The 16281-nt window shown below is 71.6% G+C and carries 8 protein-coding genes; 1 reads left to right on the forward strand and 7 read right to left on the reverse strand.

Annotated features, from left to right (window positions below; translation table 11 throughout):
• Positions 1 to 14 precede the first annotated feature (14 nt).
• The 7 genes from FFI97_RS34270 to FFI97_RS03885 all read right to left on the reverse strand — a co-directional run bounded on the left by FFI97_RS34270 (position 15) and on the right by FFI97_RS03885 (position 14980).
• Complete coding sequence (locus tag FFI97_RS34270; RefSeq protein WP_144004365.1) at positions 15 to 7055, reverse strand: type I polyketide synthase; 7041 nt, start codon at positions 7053 to 7055, stop codon at positions 15 to 17.
• The gene (locus FFI97_RS03860; protein ID WP_139706699.1) at positions 7055 to 12316 is read right to left on the reverse strand and encodes a non-ribosomal peptide synthetase; all 5262 of its coding nucleotides are present in this window, start codon (positions 12314 to 12316) and stop codon (positions 7055 to 7057) included. Before FFI97_RS03860 ends, FFI97_RS34270 begins: the two co-directional genes overlap by 1 nt.
• A gap of 5 nt (positions 12317 to 12321) precedes the next feature.
• A complete protein-coding gene (locus FFI97_RS03865) occupies positions 12322 to 13023 on the reverse strand; it encodes a 4'-phosphopantetheinyl transferase family protein (protein WP_139706680.1) in 702 nt (233 codons plus the stop codon).
• Entirely contained in the window at positions 13001 to 13747 is a 747-nt protein-coding gene (locus FFI97_RS03870) for a thioesterase II family protein (RefSeq protein WP_139706682.1), read from the reverse strand. Before FFI97_RS03870 ends, FFI97_RS03865 begins: the two co-directional genes overlap by 23 nt.
• A gap of 5 nt (positions 13748 to 13752) precedes the next feature.
• Positions 13753 to 14004 carry an MbtH family protein gene (locus FFI97_RS03875; protein WP_139706685.1) on the reverse strand — a complete coding sequence of 84 codons (252 nt, stop codon included), beginning with the start codon at positions 14002 to 14004 and terminating at the stop codon, positions 13753 to 13755.
• Between the two features lie 157 nt (positions 14005 to 14161).
• Positions 14162 to 14407: a FecR/PupR family sigma factor regulator gene (locus FFI97_RS03880; RefSeq protein WP_139706687.1), complete on the reverse strand. Its 246-nt coding sequence runs from the start codon at positions 14405 to 14407 to the stop codon at positions 14162 to 14164.
• Between the two features lie 39 nt (positions 14408 to 14446).
• Positions 14447 to 14980 carry a sigma-70 family RNA polymerase sigma factor gene (locus tag FFI97_RS03885; RefSeq protein ID WP_139706689.1) on the reverse strand — a complete coding sequence of 178 codons (534 nt, stop codon included), beginning with the start codon at positions 14978 to 14980 and terminating at the stop codon, positions 14447 to 14449.
• Positions 14981 to 15155: 175 nt separating this feature from the next.
• Between FFI97_RS03885 and FFI97_RS03890 the strand changes: the two genes are divergently transcribed.
• On the forward strand, positions 15156 to 16004 hold the full coding sequence (locus FFI97_RS03890; protein ID WP_139706691.1) for a plasmid replication/partition related protein: 849 nt from the start codon (positions 15156 to 15158) through the stop codon (positions 16002 to 16004).
• Positions 16005 to 16281: the final 277 nt, after the last annotated feature.

Below are 16281 nucleotides of genomic sequence, written 5' to 3' on the forward strand. Positions count from 1 at the left end.
GGTCGTCATTTCGTTCAGGCGCCTTGTTCGTCGGCCAGGCGGGACTCGGCACCACGCGCGCCGTCGTCGAGCGCGGCGCGGTCGAACATCGCGCCCATCGCCACCACGATCTTTCGCGGGCCCTCGAAGGGGTCGCGTGCATGGGCGGCGAGCATGTTGTCGAGCATCACGACGTCGCCCTGGCGCCAGTCGAAGCGCACGGCGCAGGCCTCGTAGGCCTCGCCAACGATGGCCATGGTCTCGTCGGCGATGGGCGAGCCGTCGCCGTAGGTCACGTGGCGCGGCAGGCGCTCGACACCGCCCATGGCCAGCAGGTCTTCGCGCACCTGCGGCTCGAGGCAGGCGACGTGGTGCAGCTGCACCTGGTTGAAGAACACGCGCTCGCCGGTGAGCGGGTGGCGGATCACGGCGGGGCAGCGGGTGCGCGTCTGCAGCGTGTCGCCGTCGAACCAGCGCCATTCGATGCCGGCGGCGGCCAGGCGCGCCTCGACGTCCTCGCGGTGATCGGTCTTGTAGAAGTCCTGCCAGCTCACGTCCAGGCCGGGCGTGAAGGTGCGCACGTACTGCAGCCCCTTGCGCTCGAAACCGGCCACCACCTCGGCGGGCAGGCGGCGCAGCATCTCGCGGCAGTCGACGATGGGCGTGGCACCGCCCACGGGCGACGGCAGCTCGCAGAAGAACCACTGCTTGCGCGGCCAGCGGTCCAGGTGCGCGCTCTCGTTGTGGAACAGGATCATCTGGCGCTCGGGGTACGGCGTGGAGCGGTAGGTCTTCTTTCCGCCCTCCTTCTTCGGCAGGTCGCCGTAGCTGCCGTACAGCTCGGGCTCGATGGCTTCGGCAAAAGCCTCGAAGTCCTGCGGCGTGTTCAGGCCGAAGTCGCGGAACAGGATGCCGCCGTGCCTGGCGACCAGCATCTCGATGTAGTCGGCCTGGCCCTTGGCCCAGGCCACGGTGTCGAGCTCGGGGCTGGTGGCCTGCAGCACGATGGGAAATTCGGCGCCGGGCTTCAGGAACGAGGTCTGCACGGCGGGCCGCGCGGCGGCGCGCACGGGGGCGCGGCCGGCGCCCAGGGCGTCGAGCTTTCCAAGTTTGCCGAGCTTGTCCAGTTTCGAGGCCGGGCGGACGTTGGGAGCGTTTGTCATGGCGATGGATTCCTCCGAGGGCATGGGGGCCAGCGCGTCGATCGGCTGGCCGGGTGTGGCGACGATCCGCTCCAGCAGCGCATGCCACGAAGCGGTGAAGGTTTCGACGGTCTCCCGCCGGTAGAGGTCGGTGGCGAACACCCACTCGGCGGTGAGCGCGCCGTCGTGTTCGCTGGCGAACACCGCCAGGTCGAACTTGGATTCGTTCATCTGCTGGGGCAGCACCTCGACCTCGGCGCCTTCGATGGCGAACCGGATCTCGGGTGTGTTCTGGAGCACGAAGAGCACCTGTACCAGCGGGTTGCGGTCGCGTGCACGCGGCACGCCCGACAGCTCGACGATGCGGTCGAAAGGCACGTCCTGGTGGTCCATCGCGGCCAGGGTGTCGGCCTTGGTGGCGGCGAGCCATTGCGCGAAATCGGTCGTTCCCTTCGTGCGACGCGAGCGCAGCGGCACCACGTTGACGAAGAAGCCGAGCAGCCCTTCGAGGTCCGGGTGGCCGCGGCCCGCGACATCGGTGCCGATGACGATGTCGTCGGCGCCCGAGGCCTGGTGGAAGAACAGGAAGAACGACGACAGCAGCAGCGTGAACAGCGACGTGTCCGACGCCCGCGCGAGCGCGGCCAGCGACTGCGACAGCGCGGGCGAGAGCGTGAGCCGCACCGAGTCGCCGGCATGCGTGGGCACAGCGGGGCGCTGGAGGTCGGGCTTGATGCCGGAGGTCTGTGGTGCGCCCGCCAGCCGCTTGCGCCAGAACGCGGCCTTGGGCGCGAAGCCGTCGGAGGCCAGCGCGCGCGCATACCAGGCGGCGTAGTCGGCGTACTGAACGGGCAGCGGTGCCAGTTCGAGCGGCTGGCCGCGCCGCGCACGCTCGTAGAACGCGGCCAGCTCACGTGCGAACACGGCGATCGACCAACCGTCGAACACGATGTGGTGCACCACGAGCACCAGCACATGCTCGCGCGCGGCCATGCGCACGACGGTGGCTTTGATGAGCGGGCCCTCGGCCAGCGCGAGCGGTGCGCGCACCAGTTCGTCGAACAATGGGCCGTAGCGCGCGTCGTCGTCGAGTGCGATCACAGGAATGTCGAGCGGCGCGCCGGGGCGCACGACGGCCATCGGCTCGCCGTCGTCGTCCTCGGTGAACACGGTGCGCAGCACCTCGTGGCGCGCCACGATGGCGTCGATGGCGGCGCGCAGCGCGCCGATGTCGAGCTCGCCGTGCAGCGCGAGGCCGGCCGACATGTTGTAGGCCGCGCGGCCGCTGCGGTTGGCGGCGTCGGTGAGGCGGTCGACCAGCCAGAGGCGGCGCTGCATCGGCGACAGCGGCAGCGTGCCGCCGCGCGCGACGGGCGTGATCTCCATCGCGCTGCGCTGCGGCGCAGTGGCGGTCGAGGCGACACCGAGCCGCGCGGCCAGGCCGGCGATGGTCGGCGCCTTGAAGAACTCGCTGGGGTGCAGTTCGGTCGCGTAGCGCTTGCGCACGCGCGACAGCAACTGGATGGCAACGAGCGAATCGCCGCCGAGTTCGAACAGGTTGTCGTCCACGCCGATGGGCGCGATGCCCAGGCGCTCGGTCCACAGCGCGGCGAGCGCGGTCTCGACCTCGCCCTGCGGCGCGACGAACGGGGTCTGCAGCGCGGGCCGGGGATGGGCCGCGCCTGCGGCGGCGGCCGGTGCCTCGTCGCCGAGCAGGTCGAGCATGCCGTTGTCGAGCGGGCCCAGGCGCGTGGCCAGGTCGGTGGTCGAGATCACGGTCTGCGCGCGCACCGGGCCGTTGACGATGCGCTCGAAGACGCGCGCGCCTTCGGGGCCGTCCATGCCGATGTCGTCGGGCACGTCCATGTGCGCGGCCATGCCCAGGCCGCGCCAGGCGTCCCAGTTGACCGAGAACACCGGGAATGCGCCGAGCCGTTCGTGCGCGACGGCCACGGCGTCGAGGTAGGCGTTGGCGGCGGCGTAGTCGCTCATGCCCAGGCCGCCGGCCACGCTGGAGATGGACGAGCACAGCAGCGCGAAGTCCAGCGGCTGGCCGCGCAGCGCGTCGAACAGCACGCGCGTGCCGCGCACCTTGGTCGCGAACACGGTGTCGACCTGAGCGCGCGTGCGCCCGGCCATCATGCCGCCGCCCGCATCGCCAGCGGCATGCACGACACCGTGCAGCGGGCCGAAGCGGGCATTGGCCTGCGCGAGGGCCGCGCGCATCGCGTCGGCATCGGACACGTCGGCCGACACGGTGAGCACCTGGGCGCCGAGCGTTTCGAGTTCGAGCAGTTGCTGCAGCCGCAGCTTCAGCGCGGCGGGCGTGCTGCTGGCCGCAACCAGTGCGGGCCATTCGGTGCGCGCCGGCAGCGCCGTGCGGCCCAGCAGCACCAGCCGCGCCTGCCAGTGCACGGCCAGGTGCTTCGCCAGCGCGAGGCCGACACCGCCGAGGCCGCCGGTGACGAGGTAGACGCCTTCGCGGCGCAGGCGCGGTTGCGCAGCAGCGGTCAGCGTCGCGGGTTCGTAGGTCTTGATCCAGCGGTGCGCGCCGCGGCAGGCCACCAGCGGTTCGCCGAGCTCGGCCTGCAGTGCCGCGGCCTCGGCCACGATCTGCGCGACCAGCCGGCCTTCGGCATCGCTTTCGGGCGCGGGCAGCACCACATCGATCACGCGGCAGTGCACGCGCGGGTATTCCTGGCCGATCACCTTGCCGATGCCGCGCAGCGTGGCCTTCTCGGGGCACAGCGGCTCGGTGCCGGTGACGTCTTCGAGCTGGTTGGCGACGACGGCCAGCGGCAGCGTGCGGTCGCCCGCGTCGAGCGACTGCACGAGCGCGAGCAGGCTGAAGAAGCTGCGCTCGAGCAGCTCGGCCTGCGGCTGCTGCGCGGGCAGCGCCTCGTCGAGGCTCCAGAGGTGGTAGATGCCGCCGATGGCGCCGAAGTCGGCGGCGATCTCGGCCTGCAGGCGGGCGTGGTCGTCGCGCGCGCCGGGGCGCAGCGTCCAGTGGCCGTGGGCCGTGCGCGCGAAGGCGCTGCCGCGCTCGGCCAGCACCACGGTGCGGCCCTGCGCGCGCAGCTGGCGCACGAGGTGGCCCGTGAGGCTGCGGCTGTCTCCGAGCACGAGCAGGCAGCCGCCGGTATCGGTCGAAGGCACGACGACCAGCGGCTCCGTGCGCTGCCACGAGGGCACATAGAACGCGTCAGCGTTGGTTCGTTGCGGCGCCTTCGCAGCGCTGGACGCTTCGACCCAGTAGCGGCGGCGCTGGAACGGGTACGCCGGCAGCGGCACGCGCCGACGCGCGGCGCCCGCGCGGCAGGCGGCCCAGTCGATGTCCACGCCCGCCACCCACAGCTGGGCCAGCGTCTGCGCGATCTGCTGCGCATTGCGTGCCTGCTGCTGCGGATGCGCCTGGCTGGCGAGCACGCCGGCGGCGGTGTCGGCCAGCGGATGCTGGCGCGCCAGGCCCGCCAGCGTTTCGCCGGGACCGACTTCGAGCAGCACGCGGCCCGGCACCTGCAGCAAGGTGCCCACGCCGTCGGCGTACTGCACGGTGCCGCGCAGGTGGCGCGCCCAGTAGGCGGGGCTCATGGCCTCTTCGGGCGTGATGAGCTGGCCCGTGACGTTCGAGACAAAGGGAATCGTCGGCGGCCGGCGCGGCACCGAAGCGATGAGCGCTTCGAGCGGCGCGAGCAGCGGCTCGGTCATCGCCGAGTGCGAAGCGATCGACACATGCAGCCGGCGCGGCAGGTGCCCCGCCGCGCGCAGCCGCGCCTCGGCGGCCTCGACCGCTTCGCGCGGGCCGGAGATCACGCACAGCTGTTCAGCGTTGGCGGCGGCAAGGTCGCAGCCCGGCGCCAGGAAGGGCGCGAGCGCGGCCTGCGACAGCGGCACGGCGGTCATCGCACCGGGCGGCATCGACTGCAGCAGGCGACCGCGCAGGGCCGCGACACGCAGCGCGTCTTCGAGGCGGAACACGCCCGCCAGGCAGGCGGCGACGTACTCGCCCAGGCTGTGGCCCATCATCGCGGCGGGCCGCACGCCGCGGCGCATCCACCACTGCGCCATCGCGTACGCGACGACGAAGAGCGCGGGTTGCGCGAGTGCGATGTCGAACAGCCGCGCGTCGGCCTCGGCTTCGCCGCCGGGCGCGGGGAACAGCACGGTGCGCAGGTCGAAACCCAGCTCGGGTTCCAGCAGCGCGCAGCAGCGGTCGATGTCGTCGCGGAAGGCCGCGTCGTCCTCGTAGAGCGCGCGGCCCATCTGGGCGTGCTGCGTGCCGCCACCGGGGAAGAGGAAGAGCACCTCGGGCGCCTGCGCGGGCGCGGCGCGCACGGCCAGGCCCTCGCCCGCCGAGAGCAGCTGCACGGCCCCTTCGGCGTGGTCGGCCACCACGGCGCTGCGGTGCTCGAAGGCGCGGCGGCCCGCCTGCAGGGTGTGGGCAATGTCGGTGAGCGGCAGCGCGGGGTGCGCGCGCAGGTGATCGGCCAGTTGCTGCGCGGCCTGCCGCGTCGCGGACGCGCTGCGGGTCGACAGCGGCAGCACCTGCCAGCCGGCCGATGCGGTGGCCGTGGCCACGGGTGGCGCCTCTTCCAGCACGACGTGCACGTTGGTGCCGCCGATGCCGAAGGAGCTGACGCCCGCGCGGCGCGGCGTATCGCCCTCGGGCCACGGGCGCGCCTCGGTGTTCACGCGGAACGGGCTGTTCGCGAAATCGATCTGCGGGTTCGGCTGCTCGAAATGCAGGCTCGGCGGCAGCGTGCGGTGGCGCAGCGCCAGCGTCGCCTTGATGAGCCCCGTCACGCCGGCCGCCGCGTCGAGGTGGCCGATGTTGGTCTTGACCGAGCCGATGGCGCAGTAGCCGCAGCGCCCGCCATCACCACCGTCCGAACGGAAGGCCTGCGTGAGCGCAGCCAGCTCGATCGGGTCGCCCAGCGTGGTGCCCGTGCCGTGCGCCTCGACATAGCCGATGGTGTGCGCGGGCACGTCGGCCATCAGCTGCGCCGCGCGGATCGCGCCGGCCTGGCCCTGCACGCTCGGTGCGGTGAAGCCGATCTTGTCGGCGCCGTCGTTGTTGGCGGCCGTGCCCTTGATGACGGCGTGGATGGTGTCGCCGTCGCGCAGCGCGTCGGCCAGCCGGCGCAGCACGACGATGCCCGCGCCGCTGCCGATCACCGTGCCCGCGGCCTGGGCGTCGAAGGCGCGGCAGTGGCCGTCGGGCGAGAGGATGGCGCCGTTCTGGTAGCGGTAGCCGCCGTCCTGCAGCAGGTTGAGCCACACGCCGCCGGCCAGCGCCATGTCGCAGTCGTGGCTCAGCAGGCCCTGGCAGGCCAGGTGCACGGCCACCAGCGAGGTCGAGCATTCGGTCTGCACGCTCAGGGCCGGGCCGCGCAGGTCGAGCTTGTAGGCCACGCGCGTGCACAGCGAGCCGGCGGAGTTTCCGCTCATGAGGCCCAGCATGTCGGCGATGCCGGTGCCCGCGTCGATGCCGACGGCGGGCAGCAGGTGCTTCATGAGGTAGAGGTTGGGGCCGTCGCCCGCGTAGACGCCGACCGGCGCCCCGCCCTTCTGGCCGGTCGGCCAGCCCGCGTGGTCCATCGCCTCCCAGGCGCACTCGAGAAAGATGCGCTGCTGCGGATCGAGGTGCTCGGCTTCGCGCGGCGAGTAGCCGAAGAAGCCGGCGTCGAAGCGGTCGAAGCCGTCGAACAGCACGCCGGCCTTCACGTAGTCGGGATCGGCCAGTGCGCGCTCGGGCACGCCGCGCGCGCGCAGTTCGTCGTCGCTGAAGACGGTGACCGACTCGACGCCGTCGCGGATGTTGCGCCAGAAGGCGTCCACGTCGGGCGCGCCGGGAAAGCGGCCGGCCATGCCGACGATGGCGATCTCGAGGCCCGTGGTGTCAGGGGAAAGCGGGGTGTCGTCTTGCGCGTGCATCAGAGGGTTCTTTCCGTGGGTCGGCGGCGTTGCAGCAGGGCGGCGCGTTGCTGCTGCGCGCGCTGCTTCGCCTGCGCGGCGTCGTCGGAGGCAGCGGCGGGGCCGCGCCCCTTCTGCTCGATGTGGCGGGCGAGCGCGCCAACGGTCGGGTACTTGAAGAGGTCGACCACCGCCAAGCCCGGCTGCAGGCGGTCTTCCACCAGCCGGTGCATGCGGATCACGAACAGCGAGTTGCCGCCGAGATCGAAGAAGTTGTCGTGCAGGCCGACCTGCGCGACCTTGAGCAGTTCGGCCCAGATCGCGGCCAGCGTCTGCGCGACGTCGCCGCGAGGGGCTTCGTAGCCCTGTGCTCCGGCGACGGCCGGGGCAGGCAATGCGCGGCGGTCGACCTTGCCGTTGGCGCCGAGCGGGAAGCTGTCGAGCACCATCAATGCAGACGGCACCATGTAGTCGGGCAGCGCCTGCGCCAGCTGGGTCTTGAGCGTGGTCGCGTCGAGCGATGCGCCCGCCGCGGGGGCGACGTAGGCGACGAGCGACGGACCGGTCGCGCCGTCGTGCAGGCACACCAGTGCCTCGCGCACGCCGGGTTGCTCGCGCAAGCGCGCCTCGACCTCGCCGAGTTCGATGCGGAAGCCGCGCACCTTCACCTGGTGGTCTAGGCGCTCGAGGTATTCGAGCTGACCGTCGGTCCGCCAGCGCACGAGGTCACCGGTGCGGTACAGGCGACCGCCCGCCGCATCGAACGGATCGGCGACGAAGCGCTCGGCCGTCAGGGCCGAACGCCCGAGGTAGCCGCGCGCGAGGCCGTCGCCGCCGAGGTACAGCTCGCCGGGCACGCCCTGCGGCACGGGCTGCAGGTCGGCGTCGAGCACGTGGGCGGTGCGGCGGCCGACCGGGCGGCCGATGGGGGCGTAGCCCTTCACGATGGCCTCGGCGTCGGCGGACCACAGGGTCGGCGTGATCACGGCTTCGGTCGGGCCGTAGGCGTTCACGACGCGTGCCGAGTGCAGCACGCGGCGGACCAGCGCGAGGTCTTCACCAGTCCAGGCCTCGCCGCCGAAGAGCGCGAGGCGCACGGCGTGCTGGAACGGCGGCTGGTCTTGCAGCAGCTGGCGCGCATAGGCCGGCGGCAGGTCAACCACGCTGACGCGGTGGCGCTGCAGCAGGGCATCGAGTTCGCTGGCGAGCGAGCACCATTGCGGCTGCAGCACCAGCGCGGCGCCGGTGGTCAGCGGCAGCAGGCACTGTTCGATGGCGGCGTCGACATGCGGCAGCGCGAACTGCAGCGAACGGTCGCTCGCCGTGAAGCCGCAGGTGTCGGCCATGGCCTGCAGATGCATCGACAGCGCGCCGTGCGCGACCGCCACGCCCTTGGGGCAGCCGGTCGTGCCGGAGGTGTGGATCACGTAAGCCAGGTGGTGGTCGTGCAGCGCGACTTGCGGGGCCTCGTTCGGTTCGTCGTCCAGCGATGCGTCATCGACTTCGAGGCGCGCGACGGAGCTGCCCACGGTGCTGCGGCTGCCGGTCAGCAGCAGCGCGGCGCCGCTGTCGGCCTGCAACTCCGACAGCCGCTGCGGCGGGTGCGACGGGTCCATCGGCAGGTAGGTGCCGCCGGCTTTCAGCACGGCGAGCAGGCTGACTACGCGGTCGATTGGGGCATCGACGGCCACGGCGACTGGCGTATCGGGCCGCACGCCCTGGCGCAGCAGGCGGTGCGCGAGCCGGTTCGCGCGGCGGTCGAGGGCGGCGTAGGAAAGTTCGGTGTCGCCGGCTATCAGCGCGATGGCATCGGGTGCGCGGCGGACGTGCGCCTCGAACAGGCGATGCGCGGGTGTCGCGGCGGATGCGGGCGATGGGCCCGTGCCCCAGGTGTGCAGTTGCGCCTGCTCTTCGGCAGCGAGCCACGGCGCATCGCCGATGGCGCGGGCCGGGTCGGCCGTCAGCGCGTCGAGCAACGCACGGTAGTGCACGGCCATGCGCGCGACGGTCTCCTCGTCGAACAGCTCGGCCGCCGCGGTGAAGACCGCGCGCACCTGGCCGTCGGCGCGCTCGCGGATGTCGAGCGCGAGTTCGCACTGCGCGGCGCTGTCGTCCATGCGGTACTCGTCGACCGCCAGGCCCGGCAGGCCGCGCAGCACGGCCGTGTCTTCGCGCAACAGGTTGAACATCACCTGGAACAGCGGGTTGTGACTCAGGCTGCGCTGCGGCTGCAGGGCGTCCACGAGCTGTTCGAACGGCAGGTCCTGGTGGGCCTGCGCGCCGAGCGCGGCCTCGCGGGTCTGGGCCATCAGTTGCGCGAACGGGGTGCGGCCGCTCAGCGTGGCGCGCAGCACCTGCGTGTTGACGAAGAAGCCGATGAGGCCCGTGGTCTCGGGGCGGTGGCGGTTGGCGACCGGTACGCCCACGCGCACGTCGGGCTGACCCGTGTAGCGATGCAGCAGTGCCTGGAAGCCCGCGAGCAGCACCATGAACAGCGTGGCGCCATGCGCCTGCGCGGTGGCGTGCAGGCGGGCGACGAGGGCCGCGTCGAGGTCGAAAGCGTGCGAGGCCGCGCGGTAGTTGGCGACCGCGTGGCGGGGGCGGTCCGTGGGCAGGGCCAGCACGGGATGGTCGCTGCCGAGCTGGGTGCGCCAGTAGGCCAGCTGGCGTTCGGCCTCGCCGGCGGCGAGCCAGTCGCGCTGCCACGCGGCGTAGTCGGCGTACTGGATCAGTGGCGTGGCGAGCGACGGCGTTTCGCCCTTCGCGTGTGCGGCATAGGCGGTACCGAACTCGTCGAGCAGCACCTGCAGCGAGGCACCGTCGGACACGATGTGGTGCGTGACGATCGCGAGGATGTGGTGCGCGTCGCCGAGCTGGAGCCAGGCGGCGCGCAGCACGGGGCCGGCCACGAGGTCGAAGGGCTCGGCCTGGAGCTTGCGCGCCTGCGCGGCGGCGGCGCCCTCACGGTCGCCGTCCGGCAGCGCGCGAAGATCGACGTGGGCCAGGGCCAGGGGCGCCGTCGGCAGCACCTGCTGACCGACCGTGCCGTCGGCCGCCGTGCGGAACACGGTGCGCAGGCTCTCGTGGCGCGCGAGCAGGCCTTCAAGCGCCGCCTTCATTGCGTCGGCATCCAGCACGCCCGACAGGCGCAGCGCCACGCCCACGTGGTAGGCGCTGTTCTTCGGATCGAGCTGCCAGAGGAACCACTGGCGCGCCTGCGCATGCGACAGTGCGAGCGGCCCCGTGCGGCGCTCGGCCGGCAGGGCCGGGATCGGCTGGTGCGCGCGGCGTTGGCCGAGCGCCCGCACGCGCCGCAGTTCGCGCGCGAGGTCGCCCAGGCGCGGCTGTTCGAACAGCGCGCGCAGCGGGAAGTCGACGTCCCAGCGCTCGCCGATGCGCGCGGCCACCTGCGTGGCGGCGAGCGAGTTGCCGCCGTGGGTGAAGAAGTGCGCGTCGCGCACCAGCGGCCGTTCGACAGGGCGGCGCAGCACCTCGTGCCAGATCGTGGCGAGGGCCTGCTCGACGTCGTCGAGCGCGGCTTCGGTTGTGTCGACTGCGGGGGCGCTGCCGCCGAGCACGAAAGCACCGTGCGCGTAGATCGCATAGGCGTCCGCCGTGCGATCGATCCAGCCCTGGCGGCAGGCGCCGCGCTGCAGCTTGCCGCTCGTGGTCTTGGGCATGCCGCCCGGGTTGAGCAGCATCACGACCGACAGCGGCTCGCCGCACTGTTCGCTCACGGCCGCGCTCAGCGCCTCGACCAGCACCTCGGGCCGCACCAGCTTCTGGATGCTGCGCGACACCTCGGCCGCGAGGCCGATGCCCTCGCCTTCCGGTCCCTCGACCGCGAAGGCCGCGGCGCGGCCCTTGCGCACGGCCTCGACCTCGCGCTCCACTTCGCGCTCGATGTCCTGCGGGTACAGGTTGTGGCCGCGCACGATGATCATGTCCTTGATGCGGCCGGCCACATAGAGCTGTCCGTCGTGCACGAAGCCCAGGTCGCCGGTGCGCAGCCAGCGCGTGCCGTCGTGCTCGACGAAGGTCTTCTGCGACACCTCGGGCTTGTTCCAGTAGCCGCTGCCCAGGCTCGGGCCCGAGGCCCAGATTTCGCCGACGGCGCCATCGGCGCACACGCTCAGCGTGGCGGTGTCGACGATGCGCACCGCGTGGTGCGTGACGCTGCGGCCGCAGCCCACGAGCATGGCGCCGCCCTCGTCGCGCACCACGGCGCCTTGCGCCAGGCGCGCCTTGTCGAAGGCGTGCGCGACCATGCCGGCGCCGCGGTGCCCGCCCGTGACGAAGAGCGTCGATTCGGCGAGGCCGTAGCAGGGGTAGACCGCCTCGGCCGGAAAGCCTGCGGGCGCGAAGCGTTGCTGGAACGACCGCAGGGTGTCGGCGCGCACCGGCTCGGCGCCGGAGAACGCGAGGCGCCACGACGACAGGTCGAGCCTTTGCAACTGCGCGTCGGACACGCGGTCCAGGCACAGGCGGTAGGCGAAGTCGGGCCCGCCGCTGACGGTGGCGCGCAGCCGCGACACGGCTTCGAGCCAGCGCACGGGGCGCTCGAGGAAGTAGCGCGGCGACATCAGCGCCACCACGGCGCCGCGGTGCATCGGCTGCAGCAGGCCGCCGATGAGGCCCATGTCGTGGTTCAGCGGCAGCCAGGTGACGAAGGTGTCGCTCGTGCAGACCGAAAGGCCCTCTTCGATCGCGCGCATGTTCGCCATCAGGTTGGCGTGCGTGACCATGACGCCCTTGGGCGCCGAGGTAGAGCCGGAGGTGTACTGCAAGAAGGCGATGTCGGTGGCGGCCGGCGTGTGCGGGCGCCATGCGTCGGCGCCGGCGGCATCGATCTCGTCCACGGCGATGAGCGTGGCCTGCGCGAAGGCGTCGGCCACACCCGCCATCGCGTCGCGGATGGCGGCGTGGGTCAGCACGCAGCAGGCGCCCGCGTCGGCGGCGATGCCCTCGAGCTTGCCCAGGTGGCGCTTGCGCGTGGACTCGGGCGGGAACACCGGCACGGCGACGAGGCCCGCATAGAGGCAGGCGAAGAAGCTCACGACGTAGTCGTCGCTGTTGTCCAACATGATCAGTGCGCGGCCGCCGGGTGCGAAGGCCTGCTGCAGGTGCGCCGCAAGGCCGCGCACGCGCGCATCGAGCGTGCGGTAGCTGATGGGCGTGTCGAGTGCGCTGCCGTCACGGTCGGTGATGGCGATCAAGGCGATGTCGTCGGGGCGCTGCGCGGCGAGGCTGCGCAGGTGGGTCACGAAGTCCACGGGATGCATCGGGTTCACAGGGGTTGTTCCTTGGTGTGCCAGGCCAGCGCGGCGGCATAGCCCGGCGGCGCGGACAGCGCCATCGCTTCGATGCCGGCCCACGCGGGCACGGCGCAGTCGACGGCAAGCGCGCCGTGGGCGTCGGGGTGAATGCCGATGCTTTGCAGGTGCTCGGCCATGCCGACGCCGGCGGCTTTCAACACAGCCTCCTTGCCGACCCAGCGGCGGTAGAAGGCGTGTGGCAGGTCGGCGTCGCTGCGGATCTCGCGCTGCTCGCGCGCGGTAAAGGCCATGGCGAGCAGCGCATCGGCGTCGGCCATGAGGTCGCGCGCGCAGGCTTCGATGTCGACGCCGACGCAGCGCACGCGCGCCGGGTCGGCCAGCGCGATGAGCGCGTGATCGCCGGCGTGCGAGATGTTGAAGAGGGGCACGGCGTTGTCGCTGCCAGCTTCGACGAAGGGCTTGCCGTGTGGGTCAGCGCGCAGCGGCACCTCCGCCGGACGGCAGGTGAGGCGCTGCGCGATCAGGCGGCGCACGGCGGCGCGGGTGTGGGCGAAGCGCACGCGGTCGGCACGGCGGGCAAAGCGGCTGGCGCGTGCGCATTCGTCGGGCGTGAGGTCGGGCCAGGCATCGCCGTCCTCCGCCGCGAGGTCCAGGTCCAGGCGGTGCAACGCGATGCCCGGCGGCAACGGGTCATGCCAGGGCACGAGCCGCATCGACGCCTCCTGCCGCCATCACCGCCGGCGCGAGGTGCCGCGCCAGCGCGGCCAGCACGGAGGTCTCGTGCTGGCGGATGAAGAAGTGGCCGCCCTCGAACCCCTCGAGCGTGAAGCGCGCATGCGCGGTCTCGGCGGCCCAGGCCTGCATGCGCCACGGGGCGATGTCGTCCTGGCGGCCGGCCAGCACATGCAACGGCACGGGCAGCGGCGCGGGGTCGGTGTGCACGAAGCTGCGGCACAGGCGGTAGTCGGCGCCGAGGGTGTCGAGCGTCATGCGCAGCAGCTCGGGGCTGTCGAAGAGTTCGTCGGGCGTGCCGCCCTGCTTGCGCAGGTCGGCGATGAGGGCCGCGTCGTCGGTGATGTCGAGGAAGCGGTCGGGGTCGCGCTGCGACGGTGCTGCGCTGCCGGAGACGATCAGCGCATCCGGCAGCGGGCGGTGCTGTTGCCGCTGGTGCTGCGCCATGCCCCAGGCGAGCAAGGCGCCCATGCTGTGACCGAAGAGCGCGTAGCGACCGCGCAGCAGGCCTTCATGCTCGGCGCACAGCTGCGCGACCATGCAATCGAAGTCGTCGACGAAGTGTTCGCCCAAGCGCCCGCCGCGGCCCGGCAGCTCGACCGGCACGACCTCGATCCAGCGCGGCAGCGCACGCCGCCAGCGCAGGTACATGGTGGCGCTGGCGCCCGCGCAGGGCAGGCACAGCAGGGGCAGCGAGGCCTGCATGCGCGTCAGGCGGAGGCGTTGTCGGGTTGCTGCTGCGACTGCTGCGCGGCCATCCAGTCGCGCAGCGACTTGGGGCGCATGTCGGTCCACTGGGCTTCGACGTAGTCGAGCACGGTCTTCTTGTCGCCCTTGACGCCGTCGACGGCGGTCCAGCCGCCGGGCACGGCCTTCCAGTGCGGCCAGATGGAGTACTGCGCTTCGTGGTTGACGAGCACGATGAAGGTCTCGTCCTCGCGGTCGAAACAGCTGGTAGACATGGGCGGTCCTCTTGGTAAGTGCAATGACGGGCAGGGTTTGCCCTTGCGATACAAGACGCGCCGCGAGGCTGGGTGTTTAGTCCCGCATGCATCAAAGCCGCGCATGGCTGCGCTGCGACGAGGCCGCTGTGGGAGGGGCGAAAAAAGAGGGGGCCGGTCAGCGGGCCGCGTCTTCGGCGTCCTGCGAAGGGACGTCATGCGCGGGCGGCACCAGGCCGACGAGCTGCCAGAGGCGGGCCGCCTCAGCATAGGTCTGGCGATGGGCGGGATCGGCGGCGAGCCATTGCGCGAGCTCGGCGCTCGCGGCGGCGTCGAGCGCGCCCTCGCCGGCGTGCTGGCGGCGAACCCACGTCCAGGCGGTCTGCCAGGTGGGGTCGCGTTGCGTGTCGTTGCTGCTGCTCATCGGCGGCCATCGTAGCGCCGATGCGGTGCGTCGGAAAACTCAGGCGGCCTGCACGAGGTAGCGGCAACTTTCGAGGGCGGCGTCGGCGTCCTTGATCATGAAGTTCACGAGCGTGGCGGAGCAGCCCAGGCGCGTGGCGATCTCGCGCTGGGTCAGGCCACTGAGGCGGTTGAGTTCGAACGCGAGGCGGGTGCGCGCCGGCAGCGCTTCGAGCACGCGGTCGATCGCCACCAGCGCCTGCCGGCCGCCGAGCACGCGGTCGGGCGCGTCGTTGCTGCTGGGCGGGCTCACGAGTTCGACGTCGTCGCAGTAGGTGCGGTAGCTCGCCTCCACGGAATGGTGGCGGTGGTAGTCGACCGCCACGTTGCGCACCACCTGGCAGCAATAGCCGAGCGGCTTGCGGACATCGCGCACCGAAGCGCCGTCGGCGAGCTTCAGATAGGCGTCCTGCAGCACTTCGTCTGCGAGGTCAGCGGTGCGGACGATCTTTTGCGCGACGCGCTGGAGCTGGGCACGGTTCGCGATGAAGACCTCCCCCAGCGTGGGCGCGGACGGGGAAAGCGACAGATCCATGGGTACTCCTGAAGTGTTCAAGGGCAAAGATGCAAATAAGAACTATTACCATTTGATGACGCAAGACGGCCCTGTTTTTCCCGGTGGCGCCTTCTCGTCTCTCTCCTTGTCTAGACGTGCGAGCCGCCGAAACCGAGACACCTAAAATTCCGCCCCTTACATCGCACCCGTACCCATGAACATCGTCGTCAACGAAGAACTCAAAGCCTATATCGATCCCTTGACGCCGGAGGAGTACGAAGCCCTCGAACGCAGCATCCTCACCGAAGGCTGCCGCGACGCGCTGGTGCTGTGGGGCGACGTGCTGGTGGACGGCCACAACCGCTACGGCATCTGCCAGAAGCACGGCCTGCCCTTCCAGACCGTGCAGAACACGCGCTTCAAGACGCTGCAGGACGTGCACCTGTGGATGATCGACCAGCACCTGGGCCGCCGCAGCATCTCGGACTACCTGCGCGGCGTGCTGGCGCTGCGCAAGAAGGACATCGTGGACGAGCGCCGCGCCCGCAGCACCGCCGCCACACCGACCACCCCGACCACGGCGGACGACCCGCCCTTCGACGTCGATGACGCCCCGGCTTCGACCTCCACTCCCACTTCCGACGAGGCCCTGCCGCCGCCCGTGCCGCTGAACAGCCGCGAGGCCATCGCCCGCGCCGCGCGCCTGAGCAGCAGCCAGGTCGTGATGATCGAGAAGATCCAGAAGCAGGCTGCGCCCGAACTGGTGGCGGCCGTGAAGTCGGGCGTAATCTCGATCAACACGGCCGCGGCCGTCGCCTCGCTGCCCGCCGAAGAGCAGGTGTCGGCCGCCAACGCCGGCAAGGATGAGCTGAAGCAGGCCGCCAAGCGCGTGCGCGAGGCCAAGCGCAAGCCGCGCGAGGCCGCGCCCGAAACCGAAGAAGGCGCCGAACCGGCGGCGCTCGACGCCGTGCAGCAACTGCAACAGCGCGTGGCCGAGCTCACGGCCGAGAACGCGGACCTGCGCCGGCAAGTGGCCGAGCTGCAGGCCCAACTGGCGCACTGACGCCCCGGCGGGCGCCCTTCTCCCCGCCCGCCGCTTTCACCGCCCCCTCCCTGAAACCTCGCGCGCCGCGCTGCGGCACGCGAGGCTTTGTCGCGTCCGCGACCCACTGAAAACAGTTGTTCGTAATCTTGTGTTTTTATTTGCAACAAGTGTTATATTTTTGACGCCACCTCCAAACAAACACTTTAGTTCTCCCAGCCAGCGTTGCGATCGGCGTCTCCGTCCAACTTCTTACAGTGAGTGCTTAAGTTGCAAAAAGAACGGCGATGCCGCCTCC

This window comes from Variovorax sp. KBS0712 (assembly GCF_006323185.2).
Classification (GTDB): domain Bacteria; phylum Pseudomonadota; class Gammaproteobacteria; order Burkholderiales; family Burkholderiaceae_C; genus Variovorax; species Variovorax boronicumulans.

What these genes read in the sequence shown, in the direction of transcription:
- FFI97_RS03865 (WP_139706680.1), bottom strand. Translation starts at nt 13,023, where the DNA reads ATGCGGCTCGTGCCCTGGCATGACCCGTTGCCGCCGGGCATCGCGTTG.
- FFI97_RS34270 (WP_144004365.1), bottom strand. Translation starts at nt 7,055, where the DNA reads ATGCACGCGCAAGACGACACCCCGCTTTCCCCTGACACCACGGGCCTC.
- FFI97_RS03885 (WP_139706689.1), bottom strand. Translation starts at nt 14,980, where the DNA reads ATGGATCTGTCGCTTTCCCCGTCCGCGCCCACGCTGGGGGAGGTCTTC.
- FFI97_RS03880 (WP_139706687.1), bottom strand. Translation starts at nt 14,407, where the DNA reads ATGAGCAGCAGCAACGACACGCAACGCGACCCCACCTGGCAGACCGCC.
- FFI97_RS03860 (WP_139706699.1), bottom strand. Translation starts at nt 12,316, where the DNA reads ATGCATCCCGTGGACTTCGTGACCCACCTGCGCAGCCTCGCCGCGCAG.
- FFI97_RS03870 (WP_139706682.1), bottom strand. Translation starts at nt 13,747, where the DNA reads ATGCAGGCCTCGCTGCCCCTGCTGTGCCTGCCCTGCGCGGGCGCCAGC.
- FFI97_RS03875 (WP_139706685.1), bottom strand. Translation starts at nt 14,004, where the DNA reads ATGTCTACCAGCTGTTTCGACCGCGAGGACGAGACCTTCATCGTGCTC.
- FFI97_RS03890 (WP_139706691.1), top strand. Translation starts at nt 15,156, where the DNA reads ATGAACATCGTCGTCAACGAAGAACTCAAAGCCTATATCGATCCCTTG.